Source organism: Pseudoalteromonas porphyrae (assembly GCF_001298125.1).
Classification (GTDB): domain Bacteria; phylum Pseudomonadota; class Gammaproteobacteria; order Enterobacterales; family Alteromonadaceae; genus Pseudoalteromonas; species Pseudoalteromonas neustonica.
In genome coordinates this window covers 441,818-458,893 of sequence record NZ_LHPH01000001.1, presented here as the reverse complement: position 1 = coordinate 458,893, position 17,076 = coordinate 441,818, and the positions used below count along the sequence as shown (strand labels likewise).

Sequence of the window (17,076 nt, the reverse complement as noted above, 5' to 3'; positions counted from 1 at the left end):
CTAGGGCGTGTTGACCTTTCGTGATTGATTTTGCAGCAGTCTGTTTGGTATTTAGGCAAGGCAGCGCCTATGCAGTGTGGTTGTTCCCCATAAGTAGGCGATAACGCAGTATAAATGCCAAACATGCGCGGCCCAAAGGGTTCTTCCTAGGAGCGATTAACTCTTTGTTACCTACACGGATGTAGGTAAGGGGCGTGAGCAGGACGCGGAAGCTTTGCTCGATTTTTACTTAGTCCACTCGATTACAAACCTCGCGCCGCGATTAAATCGCTCCTAGGTTGAACAAATTTCAATCCACAAAGGTCAACACGCCCTAATAGAAGATTAAATAAAAGGGGCAATCAATGCCCCTTTTTATTTAATTAAAATTACTCTTTAGTAATTTTGATCTCTGAATTAACAACAATCCCTTCATCTTTTATATCCGTAGCAAAGTAGACAGACATGGTTTGATTTTTTAACTGATCAAGTTGTTCAGGGAGCACTTGTCCTGTCATTTTAAATACGTTGATGACCGGCGTCATTAATGAATTAAGATCAACTGCGGTATTTAAAAATCCATTTTTTTCAAGCGCTTGCTCTGATAATGTATTTGCAATAGTCGCTGACTTTTCACCAGTGAATAAAACAAGATGTTTCCCTTTTTTAGCTAATTTAATATCAAGGCCAGCAGGTAAAGGATAAGGAATTGCAGTATTGATACTAACAGCACCTCCGTTCTCTGGTATTTCAATATCTGCTAATGCAGGTAAAAACCCTTTAGCAGTAAAAAGTAAATTATCAGGATCTGTTGCTGAAAGTGTGATTAGTGCATCGAAAGCTTTTAGTTGTGGCTGCTGATTTGCATCAGCTTCTAAAACAAGATCTTGAACACTTAAGCTCACACCTTGAATACCATTGGCCATAGCGGTCATCATTGATAGTGCAGCTAAATTTGTGTCTTGCGTTTGTTGTTGTAAGTCAACAAGAGGGGCACATTCGAATTCAGCTTTTTTAAATGCACTTGAAAGTATATTAATAAGCGGTGGAATTTTTGAAATATCCGCGCCATAAGCAAAGCTTAGCATTTGGCCGTCAAGTTGTGTTGTATGTTCAGGCACAAAACCACGAACAGATTTTAGTGTCTTAATAATATCAGTCGCTGTGCTTTGTAAAATAGCATCCGCTTTAAAGTGAGCATCAGAGTTTGTTACTTGTATGTACGTGCTACCTGTTACTGATGCCGGCCAATAACTAACAAGGTTGGTAATGTCATTTTGACACTGCGGTGTTCTTGCAATGTCAAAAGCTTGAGGGTTGCCTAATTGTTGCAGCAGTTCATCAAGCATGTCACCTAAACGTGATGGTGTTTTGGCGGTAATAGCATTGGCAATTTCAACATGATCTATATAAGCAACTGAGTGGCCATCGAATGAATACTTAGCAATGTAATTATTAAGCTTATTGGTTTGTGTTAGCGATTTACTTGGTTTATCAATTGCTAACGCAAGGCGTAAATCGTCAGAGGTATTGAGTTTTGTATCAAACGTAATTGTGGCCCACTTGTCTTTAACTGACACAATTAGGTTTATCGTAATATCATCTTCAAATACTAAAGGATACGTAGTGTAGTTAACTCCTTCGATGGTTTTCGTTGTAAAGTTAATCCCTGCTTTATCCGCGGAGCTATTTATTGTATTAAATAATGCAGTTTCATCGTCTAATTGATAGCGCAACACGGGCATTAAGCCAATTGTATAGGCCAAGCCTTTATAGTCGTCTGCGAATCCCCAAGCTGCTTTTAGAGCATCATAAGAGCTCAGAGATGCTTGGTATTGTGTAAGAAGCGATGCTAAAAACTGTGCGTTTTTATTATTGTTCGTTGTTAAATTTTCGATTAACGGTGTTAAATCGTCTGCACCTTTCATTTGCTCTGGGAGTAAGTCAAAGTATTTACTGTATGGAAAAGGCTTTAACTGACCGTAAAATAAAGGGGTGTCAGCAGGGACGTAATCAAGCTGTGCAAGTTCAATGGAGGCTGATGAAGTTTCAGTTTGTGTATAGATTAATACCCCAGCCGCAACAGCAATTGCACAACCCGTAAGTAATTTTGCATTCATTAATAAATTCCTTTTTGCACTACGAAAGTACGTTTTTTGGTGTTTGTTATCAAGACGATAGCATAAAAGTATCTTTGCAGGCTAGGCGAAACTATTTGAGTTTGGTTTCAGGATTACATTTAATCGTATTTTAATTTACGAACAGTGGGTTGGGTATCTTCAATTAGTGTTGAAAAGCGTGTGCGTTGATACACACGCTGTAAGGTTTTAGTTATTGTTGGGGTAGATCGGCTGCGGTTGGTAATGAGGAAAATGCACCATATTTACTGACTGCAAATGCGCCGGCACTGGCAGCAAAGCTCACGGCATTGGTGATATTTGATTGTTCAGCGCAAAGTAGTTTAAATGCTTTTTTATTTACACATTTAATGCCTATTTGCGATAGGAACCCGCCAATGAATGCATCGCCAGCTGCTGTGGTGTCGACAACTTTCGTTTTAGGTGGCATAACCTGGCCGCGATATGTGCTGTGGCAATAGTGAATTGGTGCACCGCCATCAGTTATAAGCAGGCAGGTTACACCTGCTTCAAGTACGGCAGAAATAGTATGTTCGAGATCATGATCTTTGTGGCTATTTTTATTTAAAAATTCAAGTTCTTCTTTTGATAATTTAACAATGTCGCAAAGAGAAATAACATGCCAAATTCGTTCAACAGTATAGCGTAAGCTTGGCCATAAATTTTCCCGTAAGTTCATATCAAAACTACAAATAGCCCCCGCTTTTTTAGCCTGTGTTAAGCCATATATGGTGGTTTGATATATATTATGCTCAGTTAGACTATTACTACACACATGAAATAACGCGTGCTCTGTAAACATCGCAGAATTAAAGTCGTCTACTTTAAATAACAAATCAGCCGCTGGTGGGCGATAAAAGCTAAAGCTACGTTCAGCGTGCTCATCAAGAGATACAAAAGCCAGCGCTGTTTTGGCTTTGTTAGTAAATTTACAATACTGCGTATTTACACCTAAGCTTGTAAATTGTTGCTCTAGAAACTCACCAAACATATCTTGACCTAGCATGCCACAAAAGCTACTTTTTAAACCAAGTTTAGCTGCGGCAACCGCAACATTTGCAGGTGCTCCGCCTGCATATTTAGTAAATGATTCAGGGCTTTTCCCATCAGACAAAAAATCGATTAATGCTTCACCAAAACACACTAAGCTCATGCCTCACCACCTTTTACTAATTTGTACGCACGTAACACTTCATAGCATGCTCCCATTGTATGGTAATCTGTTTTACCGGCTGGGGATTTTTCGTCATTGTATGCTTTATTGTCGTTGGTTAAAATTCGATACCAAGCTCCATGGGTATGATCAACCATGTGCTGCCAACTGTATTGCCAAATTTTATCATACCAGTGCCAGTATTTTTCATTACCAGTTGCCTGCGCGAGCAGTGCGGCAGCTGCAAATGATTCAGCTTGTACCCAAAAGTATTTATCACCATCACAAATACTGCCATCTGGGGCAAAGCCATAGCATATACCACCATAGGTGTTATCCCATGCATGCTCCATTGCGGTATTAAAAAGGTGCTCGGCACGTTCTATAAGCCATGCCTGTGGTTTGTGTCGATTTAAAATTAATAGCAACTTTGACCATTCAGTTTGATGACCGGGTTGAAATCCCCACGGGCGAAACAGGTGTTTAGGATCATCTAAATTGTATTGCCAATCAATTTGCCACTGGCTATTGTAATGCTCCCAAACGAGTCCATTTTCTCTGCTGGCATTTTTTATTGTAAAAGTAAGGGCGAGTGTTTCTGCACGGTTTAAGTATTGTTTGTCTTGCGTTGCTTCGTAACACATTAGCAGCGCTTCGCATAAATGCATGTTAGCATTTTGCCCACGGTACTCATCCACAATAGAAAAGTCACCGTTAATTTCATCTAAATAGGCATTATATTTAGGCTGATAGTATTTGCTTTCGAGCAATTGCCATACACGCTCAATGGTGTGTTTACACTCACTAAAACCTGCTTTTAATGCTACTGCGTTTGCCAATAGTACAAACGCAAGCCCATAGCAATGGTTTGTATCATCAACAATATGCAGATCTTTGTTGTCGTCGCTTTTTATTAACCAAGCATAGCCACCAGAGGATTGTTTATGTGCATTTTCTAGGTGATCTAGACCATGTTGTATTAATGGTAAATAACGCTCGTCGGCGAATTCTAAATAAGCCATTGCATAGTTAAATACAAAACGCGTACTAGAGACTAGATGACGTGTCTGTCTATCATAAATGGTGCCATCGTCTTTATAGAAGTGGTAAAAGCCACCCTGATCTTGTTTATCAACACAATGTGGGTGATAAAAATTTAAGGTTGTTTTGATATGTTCTTGTAAAAAATCACAGCTTTGGAAATTAGCCAACATCTATATCCACTTCAAGTTAATTAAATTAGTTAAATAACTATACCATTAAATAAAAAATATGGAACGATCCAAATAAAAGTTTGTGATCTTCTTGTTGCAGTGTGTAGAATCAGAGATAACTTGTTAATGGAGTGAAAATCACGTGAGTGAAATAAATACAAATCAAAACTTTGCCACCAATGAACCGCAGTCAAATAAAAATTACCTGCTGCCATTGACGGCAATGACAACCCTATTTTTTCTTTGGGGTTTTATTACCGTTCTTAATGACGTATTAATCCCACGATTAAAAGGGGTATTCGATTTAAGTTACACTGAAGCGATGCTGGTACAATTTTGTTTCTTTGGCGCTTACTTTATTGTGTCTTTACCTGCGGGTATGTTGGTTAATAAATTTGGCTATAAAAAAGGAGTCTTAACGGGGCTGATAGTTGCCTCTGCGGGTTGTATGTTGTTCTACCCAGCGGTTGTTGTTCATGAATATTGGTTATTTTTAACCGCCTTGTTTGTTCTTGCTGGTGGTATTACTGTTTTACAGGTATCAGCAAACCCTTATGTTGCAGCTTTAGGGCCTGACAAAACAGCATCATCGCGTTTGAACTTAGCCCAAGCGCTTAACTCTCTTGGAACCACAATTGGTCCATGGGTTGGCGGGATTTTGTTTTTTGGCGCAGCAGGCTCATTAACCGTCAACGCAGCGTCAGCTGAATCTGTAAAAGTCCCTTACCTTATGCTTGCAGCGGCATTAATGACAATTGCCGTTGTTTTTGCTTTTTTAAAATTACCAGAAATTAAATCACATAAAGAAGATTTTAACTGCAAAGCAAAAGATCATTCTTTAACACAAGCGCCACATTTGATTATGGGTGTCGTGGCTATTTTTTGTTATGTCGGGGCAGAGGTCGCGATTGGTAGCTTTTTGGTTAACTTTTTTGGCGAAGCACACATAGCTGGGCTTGAAGAGCATGATGCAGCTAAACTCATTGCCTACTATTGGGGCGGTGCGATGGTGGGACGTTTTATTGGTTCTGCTTTATTACAAAAAATAGCGCCATCTAAAGCGTTACTTTTCAATGCGTGTGCAGTAATCGCATTGTTGTTAGTGACGGTATTCACTGAGGGTAATATTGCGTTGTATGCCGTGCTTGCCATTGGTTTATTTAACTCAATTATGTTCCCTACAATATTTTCAGTTGCTATCGAGGGGCTGGGCTCACTAACGAGCAAAGGCTCTGGCTGGTTATGTTTAGCGATTGTTGGTGGTGCGCTTATCCCATTATTACAAGGTGTTATTGCTGATGTTGTAAACATACAAATTAGCTTTTTGGTTCCTGCAATCTGCTATGTATTTATCGCTTGGTATGGCATGAATGTTGTTAGATTAAGTAATGTATGGCAACAAAAAATTAGTTAAAATTGTATAAAATGATTTAAAAAAATGCATTTACACGCTGTGTAAGTGCATTTTTTATTACCTGAAAAAAGTACTTCCTTTCATCAATCGCAATTATTTTACAAATTTACCTATTTTCTATTGAATACGTATTCAATAGCGCGTTATTATAAACTCACTGGAACGATCCAAAAATCAATAATTAATTAAAAAGGAACGACTATGAAAGCGTCTTTCTACACTTCTCTGTTGCTGTGTGGCAGTTTAGTGAGTCTAAATACGTATGCAACACAGCACTCAAATACCCAATGGGTAGACACTTTTATAGGGACAGGTGGAGATGGTCATTTGTTTCCAGGTGCAGTGGTCCCATTTGGAATGGTGCAATTGAGTCCAGATACAGATAATCCGATGCGCGGGGTATCACCGCAGCCTGAAATATACAAACGTTGTGCAGGTTATCATTATGATGATCACACTATTGTTGGTTTTTCGCATACGCATTTTTCAGGCACTGGGCATTCTGATCTGGGGGATTTGTTGATCATGCCCATGACCGGTGAGATTAAAACCACACCCGGTAGCGCTGAAAATCCTGAGGCAGGCTATCGTTCTCGTTTTTCGCACGATAAAGAGTGGTCAGAGCCAGGCTACTATGGCGTTGAATTACAAGACTATAACATTACAGCTCAAGTTACCGCCTCGCAACGCGTTGGTATGCATAAATATACGTTCAATGACGCTGATGCAGGGCATGTTTTAATTGATTTAACCGCTGCAATATATAATTTTGAAAACAAAGTAATTTGGAGTGACATTCGATTAATTGATGATCATACACTGGTTGCTTATCGTGCAACGAATGGCTGGGCAAATAACCGCCAGATGTATTTTGCTATCGAATTTTCAAAACCAATCAGTGACTATAACTTTATTAATGAAGATGATAAACGTTACCGCTGTATGGATTGTTTAGGCAAAGAAAAACATTCAACAATTGAAAATAAAGCAGTGAAAATTGCAGCGGGTAAAGCCGTTAAGTTTGTTGCCAGTTTTGATGGTTTAAAAGATGAGCCGCTTTATATAAAAGTGGGTTTATCTGCTGTGAGCAGAAGCAATGCACTTGAAAACTTGAAAACAGAGCTGCCACACTGGGATTTTGATAAAACAAGAGCTGACGCAAAAGCACAATGGGCAACCTATTTAGATAAAGTCGATGTCGAAGGCACAAAAAGCCAAAAGCGTCAGTTTTACACCGCGTTATATCATGCGCTTCAAGCACCCAATATTTATCAGGATGTAAATGGTCAGTATCGTGGCGTTGATGGTGAAATCCATGAAGGTAAAGGGTTTGAGCATTACACCTTATTTAGTTTATGGGATACTTATCGTGCACTTCATCCACTACTTACGATAATCGACCCTGATCGCGTATCATCAATGGTGCAATCAATGCTGGTTCATTATCAGCAAAGTTATGAAAATATGTTGCCAATTTGGTCATTCCACGGCCACGAAACATGGACTATGATTGGTTATCATGCAGTGTCCGTTATTGCAGATGCGTACCTTAAAGGCATTCGTGACTTTGATATTGATTTAGCCGTTGAAGCAACAATTAATACTGCCAATAACCCGGTTTATGATGCTATTCCTCAATACAAAAAATTTGGCTATGTGCCAATGGATATATTGCCTGAGTCAGTATCAATCACATTAGAATACGCTTACGATGATTTTGCAATTGCACAAATGTTTAACGCTATGGGTAAAAAGCAGCTTGCAAAAGAATATTATGCTCGTGCAATGAACTACAAAAATGTATTTGATAAACAAACAGGTTACATGCGTGGCAAAGATAGTAAAGGTAATTGGAATCCTGATTTTAATCCTGAAGCTGCAAAATACATGGGGCCATTTACAGAAGGTAATTCAAATCAATACAGCTTTTATGTTCCGCATGACGTTGCAGGTTTGATTGATTTAATGGGAGGCGACGATAAGTTTGAAGGCCGTTTAGATGCACTTTTTGACACTCACCTTTCAGCTGACATGATCAAAGAACATGAAGATATTGCAGGGCTAATAGGCAACTATGCCCATGGTAATGAGCCAAGTCATCATATTGCTTATTTATATAATTACGCAGGTAAACCGTGGCGCACGCAAGAGCGTATTCGCCAAATAATGGATACACTTAGCTCAGATAAGCCTGACGGTTTAGCAGGTAATGATGATGTTGGCCAAATGTCAGCGTGGTATATTTTCTCGGCAATGGGTTTTTACCCAGTGGCACCGGGTGATTTAAGTTACGCGATAGGTGCTCCGCAAGTAGAAAAAGTGACCTTAAAGCTCGCAAAAGGGAAAAGTTTTACAACGTTCGCTAAAGATATCAGCAAAGAAAATTTATACATTCAATCAGTAACACTCAATGGTAAGCCACTTACACGTAACTATTTAATGCATGCAGAAATAATCAATGGTGGAGAACTACGTTACCAAATGGGTGATAAACCAAATAAAACATGGGGTACAGCTCATTCAGCACGCCCACCTGCACTTAGTAAATATAAGGAATAGAAAGTGACTTCTTTTGCTAAAAAATCATTATCAGCGTCAACATTGATAACTCTACTGTTGAGTGCGAATGTGATGGCTAAAACACCAGTGAGCGAGCAATTAAAACCCGTGCAGTTTAACGCTGATATTCAATGGCAACAGTTTTATTTACCAGTGGTTACGCTTACTAATACAAGTTCTGAGCAATTATCGCAGTGGAGTGATTTGACCACTGAGCTAGTACAACAAGTTAGCTATAATGTTGCCCGCTTACTTTATAAATACCAAGCGAATGCACCTGCGTTACCTACTTTAGCAATTAGTCTTGAAGATATGGATGGCGTTGCGTTCAAAGAAGGTGACTTTAGTGGTGCTAAAATTCACATTAGTGCGCAATACCTGAAAAAGTATCAAGCTGATCATGGTAAACGCGCTATGGCGGATGAATTGATTGGCGTTTTGTATCATGAAATTGCGCATGCCTATCAACTTGATGATGCAAACTATAAAAACATAGGACCACTTATTGAAGGCATTGCAGATGTTGTTCGTATAAAAGCAGGCTACGTTGATATGTCACAACGAAAAATTGGCGGTAATTATAACGATGGTTATAAAACAACTGCTTTTTTTATACATTGGCTTGAAAAGAATAAGCACCGTGATTTACTCATTAAGTTAAATGCACAGTTAGACCCTAATGATGGTAAAACGTGGCAATGGCAGAACTTTGAAAGTAATTTAAATATCAATCTTGTACGCGAGTGGAATAATTACCAAACATTACTTTAAGTTTCAGAATGTTAAAAGGGGCTATAATTAGCCCCTTTTTTGTTACTTTATTTCATATTTCTATTTTAATTCTATACTTATTAAATACCTGGATTGATAACACAGTTAGCTATTTAATCATCCTTTATTATTGTTTTTAACTGTATTGTCGTTACTAAATACAATTATATAAGACAAATAGGTCTATTTTTGTTACAAAGTCATTTGTTAATAAAAATAATAAATTAAAATAGGTTTGCCATGCAAAGCTCTCTCAAATTTACAACTAAAGTCACGATCGCAGCGTCAATTGTGCTGGTGTTAGTTCTTGGTTTATTTACTATAAATAACTTCATTTCAATGCGTACACAAACGCAACAACAATTATCCCTTGTTTTACAAGAAAGCTCACAATCAGTTTCACAAAATATAGCTAATTGGCTTAATGATAAGTTAGCTATTGTTTTAGCTGTTGCTAAAACACATCAAGAGAATGACGCAAAATCACTCACGTTATCGCAATTAAATACTGCTGAAATGGCTGGTGGGTTTAAAAATACATATATTGGCAAACCGGATGGTACATTTGTTTTAAATGATCAAACGATTCAGCTTCCCGCAGATTATGACGCAACAACTCGACCATGGTATAAATTAGTTGAAAACAAAACAACAACCGCATTTACGACCCCTTATATTGATGTTACTACCAATGAGCTAACTATATCTGCTGTTGCGCCTATTACTATTGCAGGGCGCTTCACTGGGGTAGCCGGTGCTGATATTGATATGAAAACCATTACTAAAATTGTTAACGAAATAGATTTTTTAGGATTCGGTTATGGTTTTTTACTCGATAGCGATGGGCGTATTTTAAGTCACCCTCAGACCCAATATAATGATAAATCAATGGTTGATTTATTAGGTGAGAAACTTACTCTCGATCCTCAATTTGTAGAATTAGATATTAATGGTGTAGAGCATCTTGTGTCATTTACACGAATTAAAGGCATTGAAAATGTTGACTGGTATCTTGGTGTTGTGATTGATAAAAGCATCGCATTTTCTTCTGTTGATTCTTTTCGCAATATGGCCGCGATTTATATGTTGCTTGGGATCACTGCTATTGTATTAATGATGCAGTTTTCTTTGCGTTATTTAATGCGGCCTATGCATCGTTTAAATGACGCAATAAAAGATATAGCACAAGGTGAAGGTGATTTAACTCGCCGTTTAGTTATTGAAAATAATGATGAATTTGGAGAACTCTCAGGTTACTTTAATGCCTTTATTGATAAAATACACACATCCATTGAGCAGGTTAAAACGACAACGATAGAACTTGAACGTTCAGTTGAGAGTTTAGTTGATCAAACGCAGTCAACTCTTAATATGTATGGCGATCAAACCAAACGTACAGATAATGTGGCTACTGCAATTAATCAACTCTCTTCTAGTGCCGTTGAAATATCGAACAGTGCGAGTAATGCCTCAAATCTAGCCAGTGAAGCAAATTCGCAATCAGTACAAAGCCAGCAATCATTAACTGATAACATTAATGCGATTAATGTGTTATCTGAAAATATGGAAAAAGCACAAGCCACAATTAATAGCTTAGCGGAGCATTCAGCAAGCATTGGCCAAGTGCTTGAAGTTATAAAAGGGGTCAGTGAGCAAACGAACTTACTGGCTCTTAACGCTGCAATTGAAGCTGCTCGAGCGGGTGAGGCAGGGCGAGGTTTTGCTGTTGTTGCAGATGAAGTTCGTCAGTTGGCGCATCGCACACAACAATCAACGCAGGAAATTGAAAACACCGTAAGTCAATTACAGCAAGGGTCAGCCAGCGCTGTAGCGGTAATGAAAGCAAGCTTAATTGAAAGTGAAAATAGCGTTCAAAAAGCACATGGTGCTGGTGAAAAAATGGCGGGAGTTACCAAAACGATTGAATCAATCGATGAGGTTAATCATAGCGTTGCTAATGCTACGACTGAGCAAAATGTCGTCATACAGTCATTAGATAGCGATATTCATACAATCAGTGAATTGTCACAGCAAGGACAGCTTAATTTAAATAATACTTTAGCTGAATGTACACACCTTAAACTACAATTTGATGAGTTAGAGAAAATGGTATTACGTTTTAAAGTCTAATAACTCACTGATTTAAAAATGAAAGATATATAATGCCTGAACAGAATACGAGCCAACCAAGTTGGCTTAAATTGATTAATATAGAAAGTGTCTATAGTGCAGAAAAACAACGCCGTGCTTTTACGTTTTTTACTATGATCTCTATTGCTTTGGTTTTAGTCACTACACTGGTTGTGCTCAATTATCATATTTACGCTAAGCCACTGACTGTCATGTTAGTCATATCGGACATTACTTTTTTAGTGTGTGCAATTTACTTTATGCGTACTGGGCATTTAAATGCCGTTGCTGCGCTTGTGCTGGGTATTATCTGCATGTTATGTGTCGCGCTTGTTTACACTGGCGGTAAAGAAAATACGGCATTATATTGGTTAATGTTCTACCCAGTGGTTGCATTCTCAACGCTGGGTTTAAGAATTGGCTTAATCGGTGTATCGGTTTTACTATGTGTGTCGTGTTTTTTACTATATGGCCCTGATATAGGACAAGTTAAATACGGTTATGCGGAAAAAGTGCGCTTTAGTGCGTCTTTTATTTTAGTCTTTTTATTTACCTTTATAGGCGAGTATTTTCGGAATAAAAGTCATATGGAAATAGCGCATATGACGCTATTACAAAAACAGGATGCACACACAGATCAACTAACGGGCTTAGCCAATCGCCGATTTATTACGAGTCATTTTTTACCGCTTGCTAAATCGCGGCCAGAACAATACTTTCCATTTACAGTTTTACTTATGGATCTTGATAACTTTAAATATATAAATGATAGCTTTGGTCATGATTTTGGTGATCACGTTCTTATTGAATTTAGCACGTTTCTTGAATCCCAGTTACGCTCTTCAGATATAAAAGTACGCTATGGTGGTGAGGAGTTCATGGTTATATTACCTAGAATTGACTCCGATGCCGCTTTTTATGTTGCAGATAAATTTAGAGAGTATATTTCAACGCAAACAATCATGTTTACTCAAACGCAAAAAACCACCATTACTTGCAGTATTGGTGTTGTGCAGGTAAATAAAATATCTGAGTTTAATCAAGCCGTCAAACGCGCAGATGAGTGTTTATATGACGCTAAGCACGCAGGTCGTAATTGTGTTATGTCAGGTGAATTAGCATGAATAATAACGCAACCCTATGTTTATGAGCCTATGTGTAGTTTGTGTTGGGATTTTAGTAAAACGTGGCAAGAGATCCAAGCTCGCTTAGCCACAGAGCTTGATATTGTCTATAAAGTTGGCGGTCTAGCTCCGGATTCTGATGAGCCCATGGCAATGAGTATGCAAAAGTTTTTGTAGCAGACTTGGCAACGAATTTCAGATCAAACAGGGGCTGAATTTAATTTTGATTTTTGGCGTAATTGTGAGCCTAGACGCAGTACTTATCCGGCATGTCGTGCTGTAATTACTGCTCGGTACTTTAATAAAGAGCACGCCATGCTTGAAGCGATTCAAAAAGGTTACTATTTATTAGCTAAAAACCCCTCTAATGCCGATGACTTGCTCTCATTTGCTCAACAAGTAGGAATAGATACCAATGAGTTCTTACAATTATTTGGCTGTGACCTTCTGAATCAGGAATTTCAGCAAGAGCTTCAATTTGTTCAGCAATTACCGGTTCATGGTTTTCCATCACTGGTGCTTTATTATCAGAATCAATATTATGCAATTGCTATTAACTACACGAATGCGGATGACGTTATTACACGTATTCGTGACGTATTGACTCAATCTTAACGCCTCAATTAATCTGAGCATATATTCTCTGCGGCTGCTTAAAAAAATCACTTCTTACTATTTATCCTTAGAATTAATACCTTTAAACGTTGTAATTATGACGGTTGTCATGAAATAGACTTTTTTGCGCAACACCCTTGTCATTTTTCACCTATAGAATCTCGTGCATTGATATTAAGCAACTAGCAAATCCGCTAATTAACGAGTAAAGGTGTATGCGATGAAAGGCGTTAAACCATTGATCTTAGCAGGTATTGTGGCCATGAGTGCGACAGTCCAAGCAAATGATTTAAATAAGGTTATCGATAAAAGCAGTGAAATTAATAAATCAGCTGCGCAATCACAAACAAAAATAGACAAGATTGCAGATTCAATGCAAGGGCGTTTACAACAGTTTAAAACCCTTAATAAAGAAATAGACGGTTTAACTGTTTATAACGCGCAGTTAAGTAAGCAACTGAGCAATCAAATGTCAGAAATGGAAGCTTTGAGCCTTTCAATGGATCAGGTTTCTATTATAGAGCGTCAAATTACCCCTTTAATGCTACGTATGATCACAGGTTTAGAGCAATTTGTTGCCCTTGACGTGCCGTTTCTTACTGATGAACGCGAAAAACGTTTAGCCTCTTTAAAAACCATGATGGACAGAGCGGATATTAACTCAAGTGAAAAATTCCGTCGTGTATTAGAAGCCTATCAGGTTGAAGTAGATTATGGCCGCACAATTGAAGCGTATACGGCTTTGCTTGATGTTGATGGGCAAGAGCGTGAAGTTGATTTTCTTCGCATCGGTCGTTTAGAGCTTATTTATCTGACTCGTGACGGTAAAAAAGCAGGTTCGTGGGATCAAGATAGTAATGGTTTTGTCGCGCTACCAGATTCAACAATCAGTCAAATTAATAAAGGTTTACGCATAGCACGTAAACAACTAGCCCCAGATATGTTAACACTGCCAGTTCACGCTGCGGATTAAGAGGTTAAAAATGACACTTTTTACAAAAATGACCAAAATCGCTTTATTTGGCGCAACACTTGGCTTTGCTGGCAGCACATTTGCTGCAGATGCTATGGATTTAGATTCATTACTTAAAACCTTAGAGCAAGGTAAAACACAGCAATCGGTCGAGAACAAGCAACGTGAGCAAGAGTTTATCGCACGACAAAATGATCAAGTGCAAATGCTCAAAAATACTCAAGCACAGCGTAACAATATGCTTTCTGAATCAGAGCGTCTTGAAACACTGTTTGAAGGAAATGAAATTAAGCTAGCCAATCAAACGGATACATTATCTAAACGAATGGGTTCGTTGAAAGAGTTATTTGGTGTACTGCAGCAAGTTGCTGGAGACTCAAGCAATAAGTTTGCAACCTCTGTTGTTTCTGCCCAATTACCAGGGCGCGGTCAATTTATGGATGATCTGGCTCAAAAAATGGGATCAACGTCTAAGCTTGCATCAATCGAAGACATTGAACAAGTATGGTACGAGCTGCAACGTGAAATGACAGAGCAAGGTAAAGTGTCTCGCTTTACGACGGATGTCATTGTTGAAGGTGGCAATAAAGCACAGCAAGAAGTTATGCGTGTTGGTGCATTTAATCTTATTTCACAAGGTAAATATTTAGAATATAACGCCAGCACAAATACGCTAAGTGAATTAACTCGCCAGCCAGTAGGACGTTTTACGTCAACTGCAGCAGACTTACAACAAGCGTCATCAGGGACTGTGCAATTTGCACTTGACCCAACAGGTGGCTCTATCCTTGGTTTACTTGTACAAGCGCCAGATACCACTGAGCAAGTACATCAAGGCGGTGCAGTGGGTTATGTGATTCTAGGTGTTGGTTTATTAGCACTATTAATTGCCATTGAACGCTTTATTTCGTTAATGCTGATGGGTGGCAGAATTCGTCGTCAACTTAAAGATGACGTACCACGTGATGACAACCCGCTTGGTCGTGTAATGAAAGTAAAAGACCAATACCCGTCTGTTGCATACGACACCCTTGAGCTGAAACTAAGCGAAGCTATTTTACGTGAAATGCCAAAAATTACACGTAACTTAACACTGATTAAAATTATCTCAGTGGTTGCACCGCTTTTAGGTTTACTAGGTACAGTAACGGGTATGATTAATACCTTCCAAGCAATAACTTTGTTTGGTACGGGGGATCCTAAATTAATGGCAGGTGGTATCTCACAAGCACTCGTCACAACGGTACTTGGTTTGGTTGTGGCTATCCCAACAGTATTTTTATACACCTTATTGAATACACGCTCTAAAAACTTGCTACTTATCTTACAAGAGCAAAGCGCGGGTATTATCGCTGAGCGTAGCGAAAAGGGAGCATAACCCATGGTGCTATTGATTGATTCAATCAATGCTATCCGTGATTTTCTCGACACTGGTGGCCAAGTTCTATTGGTCATCGGAGTGTTAATCTTCGCGATGTGGTTATTGATACTCGAGCGATTTATATACTTTTTTAATGGTTTTAGGCACTACAAGCATACTGTTAAAACAAGTTGGACAGGGCGTAATGAGCGTAATAGCTGGAACGCAGAGCAAATACGCCAAGCCACTATTTCACGTGCAGGGATGAGATTAAACGCTAATTTAGCGCTTATTAATGTGATGGTTGCGTTATGTCCGTTGTTAGGTTTACTCGGTACGGTAACTGGCATGATAGAAGTGTTTGATGTTATGGCGATAACAGGCACAGGCAGTGCACGTTCTATGGCATCCGGTGTCTCAAAAGCAACTATCCCAACAATGGCAGGCATGGTGGGGGCGTTATCCGGCGTATTCGCTTCAACGTATTTACAGCGTAAAGCGAAGCGCGAAGTTGCACTACTTGAAGACAGCATGGTTTTAGACCATTAAAACAATAATTTTTTAGCATGCGGCGACAGCCGCATGCATCAGGAGAATAAAATGAGAGCCCCATTAGGAAGTCTTTTTCAAGAAGATGAAGCAGAAGAAATTAACATGACACCTATGTTGGATGTTGTTTTCATCATGCTCATTTTCTTTATTGTTACCGCCTCGTTTGTTAAAGAAGCGGGTATTGATGTAAATCGTCCTGAAGCGGCTACAGCTGTTAAAAAAGAACGGGCAAATATCTTAGTCGCTATTTCAGACGAAGGCGAAATTTGGATCAACAAACGCCAAGTTGATGTGCGGGCAGTGCAAGCGAATATTGAGCGCCTAAAAGCAGAAAACCCACAAGGCAGTGTGGTTATTCAAGCTGATAAAAAATCAACCACTGACACACTTATCAAGGTGATGGATGCAGCGCGTGCAGCAGGCGTGTTTGACGTATCTATTGCGGCACAAGAGGCCTAAGGAAGCATAATGCGTTATTTAGTAGCATTATTTATTGCCGGTGTTGTGACTTTTATGCTGTTTTTAGGCATGCAGGCACTTATCACCGGTGGCGAGGGGGCGATGACTGAGCCTGCCAAAGGCAATGTACTTGATTTTGTGCGTCTTAAAAAAGAAGAGAGTGTACAAAAGAAAGAGCGCAAGCCTCAAAAACCACCCACACCAAAAGAGCCACCGCCGCCAATGGAATCACCACAAATGCAAAATAGTGATCCTAATGCCAGTGCAGCTAATTTTGATTTTGGTGCCAGTGTGGACGCTGATGTGAGTTTAAGCGGTGGCTTAGCGCTTGATTCAAGTGATGGTGAATACCTACCCATTGTAAAAGTGGCACCCGTTTATCCGCGTCGCGCTTTATCGCGTGGTATTGAAGGGTATGTGATTGTTGAATTTACAGTAACCAGGCAAGGCACAGTACGTGATGCAAAAGTAGTAAAAGCTGAGCCAGAGTCATTATTTGATCAGGCAGCGATGGATGCCGCTCTTAAATTTAAATATAAACCACGCGTAGTAGACGGTGAAGCGGTTGAAGTTGCGGGTGTACAGAATAAAATTTCTTTCCAGATAAACGGCTAGCACTTAATAATTGGATAGAG

At 39.1% G+C, this 17,076-nt stretch carries 15 protein-coding genes; 12 read left to right on the top strand and 3 right to left on the bottom strand.

Annotation, left to right across the window (positions count from 1 at the left end; all coding sequences use genetic code 11):
* Positions 1-368: 368 nt before the first annotated feature.
* The 3 genes from ADS77_RS01855 to ADS77_RS01845 form a co-directional block, all read right to left on the bottom strand.
* Complete coding sequence (locus ADS77_RS01855; RefSeq protein WP_054452669.1) at positions 369-2,099, bottom strand: hypothetical protein; 1,731 nt, start codon at positions 2,097-2,099, stop codon at positions 369-371.
* Between the two features lie 211 nt (positions 2,100-2,310).
* Positions 2,311-3,270 carry a carbohydrate kinase family protein gene (locus ADS77_RS01850; RefSeq protein WP_054452667.1) on the bottom strand — a complete coding sequence of 320 codons (960 nt, stop codon included), beginning with the start codon at positions 3,268-3,270 and terminating at the stop codon, positions 2,311-2,313.
* Complete coding sequence (locus ADS77_RS01845) at positions 3,267-4,484, bottom strand: AGE family epimerase/isomerase (protein ID WP_054452664.1); 1,218 nt, start codon at positions 4,482-4,484, stop codon at positions 3,267-3,269. Before ADS77_RS01845 ends, ADS77_RS01850 begins: the two co-directional genes overlap by 4 nt.
* Before the next feature lie 142 nt (positions 4,485-4,626).
* Here ADS77_RS01845 and ADS77_RS01840 point away from each other — a divergent pair, with 142 nt between their 5' ends.
* From ADS77_RS01840 to ADS77_RS01790, 12 genes are all read left to right on the top strand, one after another.
* Entirely contained in the window at positions 4,627-5,898 is a 1,272-nt protein-coding gene (locus tag ADS77_RS01840; protein ID WP_054203718.1) for a sugar MFS transporter, read from the top strand.
* Positions 5,899-6,099: 201 nt separating this feature from the next.
* On the top strand, positions 6,100-8,457 hold the full coding sequence (locus ADS77_RS01835; protein WP_054452662.1) for a GH92 family glycosyl hydrolase: 2,358 nt from the start codon (positions 6,100-6,102) through the stop codon (positions 8,455-8,457).
* Positions 8,458-8,460: 3 nt separating this feature from the next.
* Positions 8,461-9,228: a basic secretory family protein gene (locus ADS77_RS01830; protein ID WP_235575685.1), complete on the top strand. Its 768-nt coding sequence runs from the start codon at positions 8,461-8,463 to the stop codon at positions 9,226-9,228.
* Positions 9,229-9,468: 240 nt separating this feature from the next.
* Entirely contained in the window at positions 9,469-11,358 is a 1,890-nt protein-coding gene (locus tag ADS77_RS01825; protein ID WP_054452659.1) for a methyl-accepting chemotaxis protein, read from the top strand.
* 32 nt (positions 11,359-11,390) lie between these two features.
* Positions 11,391-12,482, top strand: a complete 1,092-nt coding sequence (locus ADS77_RS01820; protein ID WP_054452655.1) for a GGDEF domain-containing protein — start codon at positions 11,391-11,393, stop codon at positions 12,480-12,482.
* Positions 12,483-12,512: 30 nt separating this feature from the next.
* Entirely contained in the window at positions 12,513-12,659 is a 147-nt protein-coding gene (locus tag ADS77_RS22915; RefSeq protein ID WP_316244659.1) for a hypothetical protein, read from the top strand.
* A gap of 15 nt (positions 12,660-12,674) precedes the next feature.
* Positions 12,675-13,097 (top strand): DsbA family protein, encoded by a 423-nt coding sequence (locus ADS77_RS01815; protein ID WP_316244661.1) that lies wholly within the window; start codon positions 12,675-12,677, stop codon positions 13,095-13,097.
* A 220-nt stretch (positions 13,098-13,317) separates the two neighbouring features.
* Positions 13,318-14,070, top strand: a complete 753-nt coding sequence (locus ADS77_RS01810) for a DUF3450 domain-containing protein (protein ID WP_054203714.1) — start codon at positions 13,318-13,320, stop codon at positions 14,068-14,070.
* A gap of 10 nt (positions 14,071-14,080) precedes the next feature.
* On the top strand, positions 14,081-15,448 hold the full coding sequence (locus ADS77_RS01805) for a MotA/TolQ/ExbB proton channel family protein (RefSeq protein ID WP_054203713.1): 1,368 nt from the start codon (positions 14,081-14,083) through the stop codon (positions 15,446-15,448).
* A gap of 3 nt (positions 15,449-15,451) precedes the next feature.
* Positions 15,452-15,979 (top strand): MotA/TolQ/ExbB proton channel family protein, encoded by a 528-nt coding sequence (locus tag ADS77_RS01800; RefSeq protein WP_054203712.1) that lies wholly within the window; start codon positions 15,452-15,454, stop codon positions 15,977-15,979.
* Between the two features lie 51 nt (positions 15,980-16,030).
* Positions 16,031-16,441 (top strand): ExbD/TolR family protein, encoded by a 411-nt coding sequence (locus ADS77_RS01795; RefSeq protein ID WP_054203711.1) that lies wholly within the window; start codon positions 16,031-16,033, stop codon positions 16,439-16,441.
* A gap of 9 nt (positions 16,442-16,450) precedes the next feature.
* A complete protein-coding gene (locus ADS77_RS01790) occupies positions 16,451-17,056 on the top strand; it encodes an energy transducer TonB (RefSeq protein ID WP_054203710.1) in 606 nt (201 codons plus the stop codon).
* Positions 17,057-17,076 lie beyond the last annotated feature (20 nt).

What these genes read in the sequence shown, in the direction of transcription:
- ADS77_RS22915 (WP_316244659.1), top strand. Translation starts at nt 12,513, where the DNA reads ATGTGTAGTTTGTGTTGGGATTTTAGTAAAACGTGGCAAGAGATCCAA.
- ADS77_RS01845 (WP_054452664.1), bottom strand. Translation starts at nt 4,484, where the DNA reads ATGTTGGCTAATTTCCAAAGCTGTGATTTTTTACAAGAACATATCAAA.
- ADS77_RS01855 (WP_054452669.1), bottom strand. Translation starts at nt 2,099, where the DNA reads ATGAATGCAAAATTACTTACGGGTTGTGCAATTGCTGTTGCGGCTGGG.
- ADS77_RS01850 (WP_054452667.1), bottom strand. Translation starts at nt 3,270, where the DNA reads ATGAGCTTAGTGTGTTTTGGTGAAGCATTAATCGATTTTTTGTCTGAT.
- ADS77_RS01835 (WP_054452662.1), top strand. Translation starts at nt 6,100, where the DNA reads ATGAAAGCGTCTTTCTACACTTCTCTGTTGCTGTGTGGCAGTTTAGTG.
- ADS77_RS01805 (WP_054203713.1), top strand. Translation starts at nt 14,081, where the DNA reads ATGACACTTTTTACAAAAATGACCAAAATCGCTTTATTTGGCGCAACA.
- ADS77_RS01795 (WP_054203711.1), top strand. Translation starts at nt 16,031, where the DNA reads ATGAGAGCCCCATTAGGAAGTCTTTTTCAAGAAGATGAAGCAGAAGAA.
- ADS77_RS01790 (WP_054203710.1), top strand. Translation starts at nt 16,451, where the DNA reads ATGCGTTATTTAGTAGCATTATTTATTGCCGGTGTTGTGACTTTTATG.
- ADS77_RS01810 (WP_054203714.1), top strand. Translation starts at nt 13,318, where the DNA reads ATGAAAGGCGTTAAACCATTGATCTTAGCAGGTATTGTGGCCATGAGT.
- ADS77_RS01800 (WP_054203712.1), top strand. Translation starts at nt 15,452, where the DNA reads ATGGTGCTATTGATTGATTCAATCAATGCTATCCGTGATTTTCTCGAC.
- ADS77_RS01820 (WP_054452655.1), top strand. Translation starts at nt 11,391, where the DNA reads ATGCCTGAACAGAATACGAGCCAACCAAGTTGGCTTAAATTGATTAAT.
- ADS77_RS01825 (WP_054452659.1), top strand. Translation starts at nt 9,469, where the DNA reads ATGCAAAGCTCTCTCAAATTTACAACTAAAGTCACGATCGCAGCGTCA.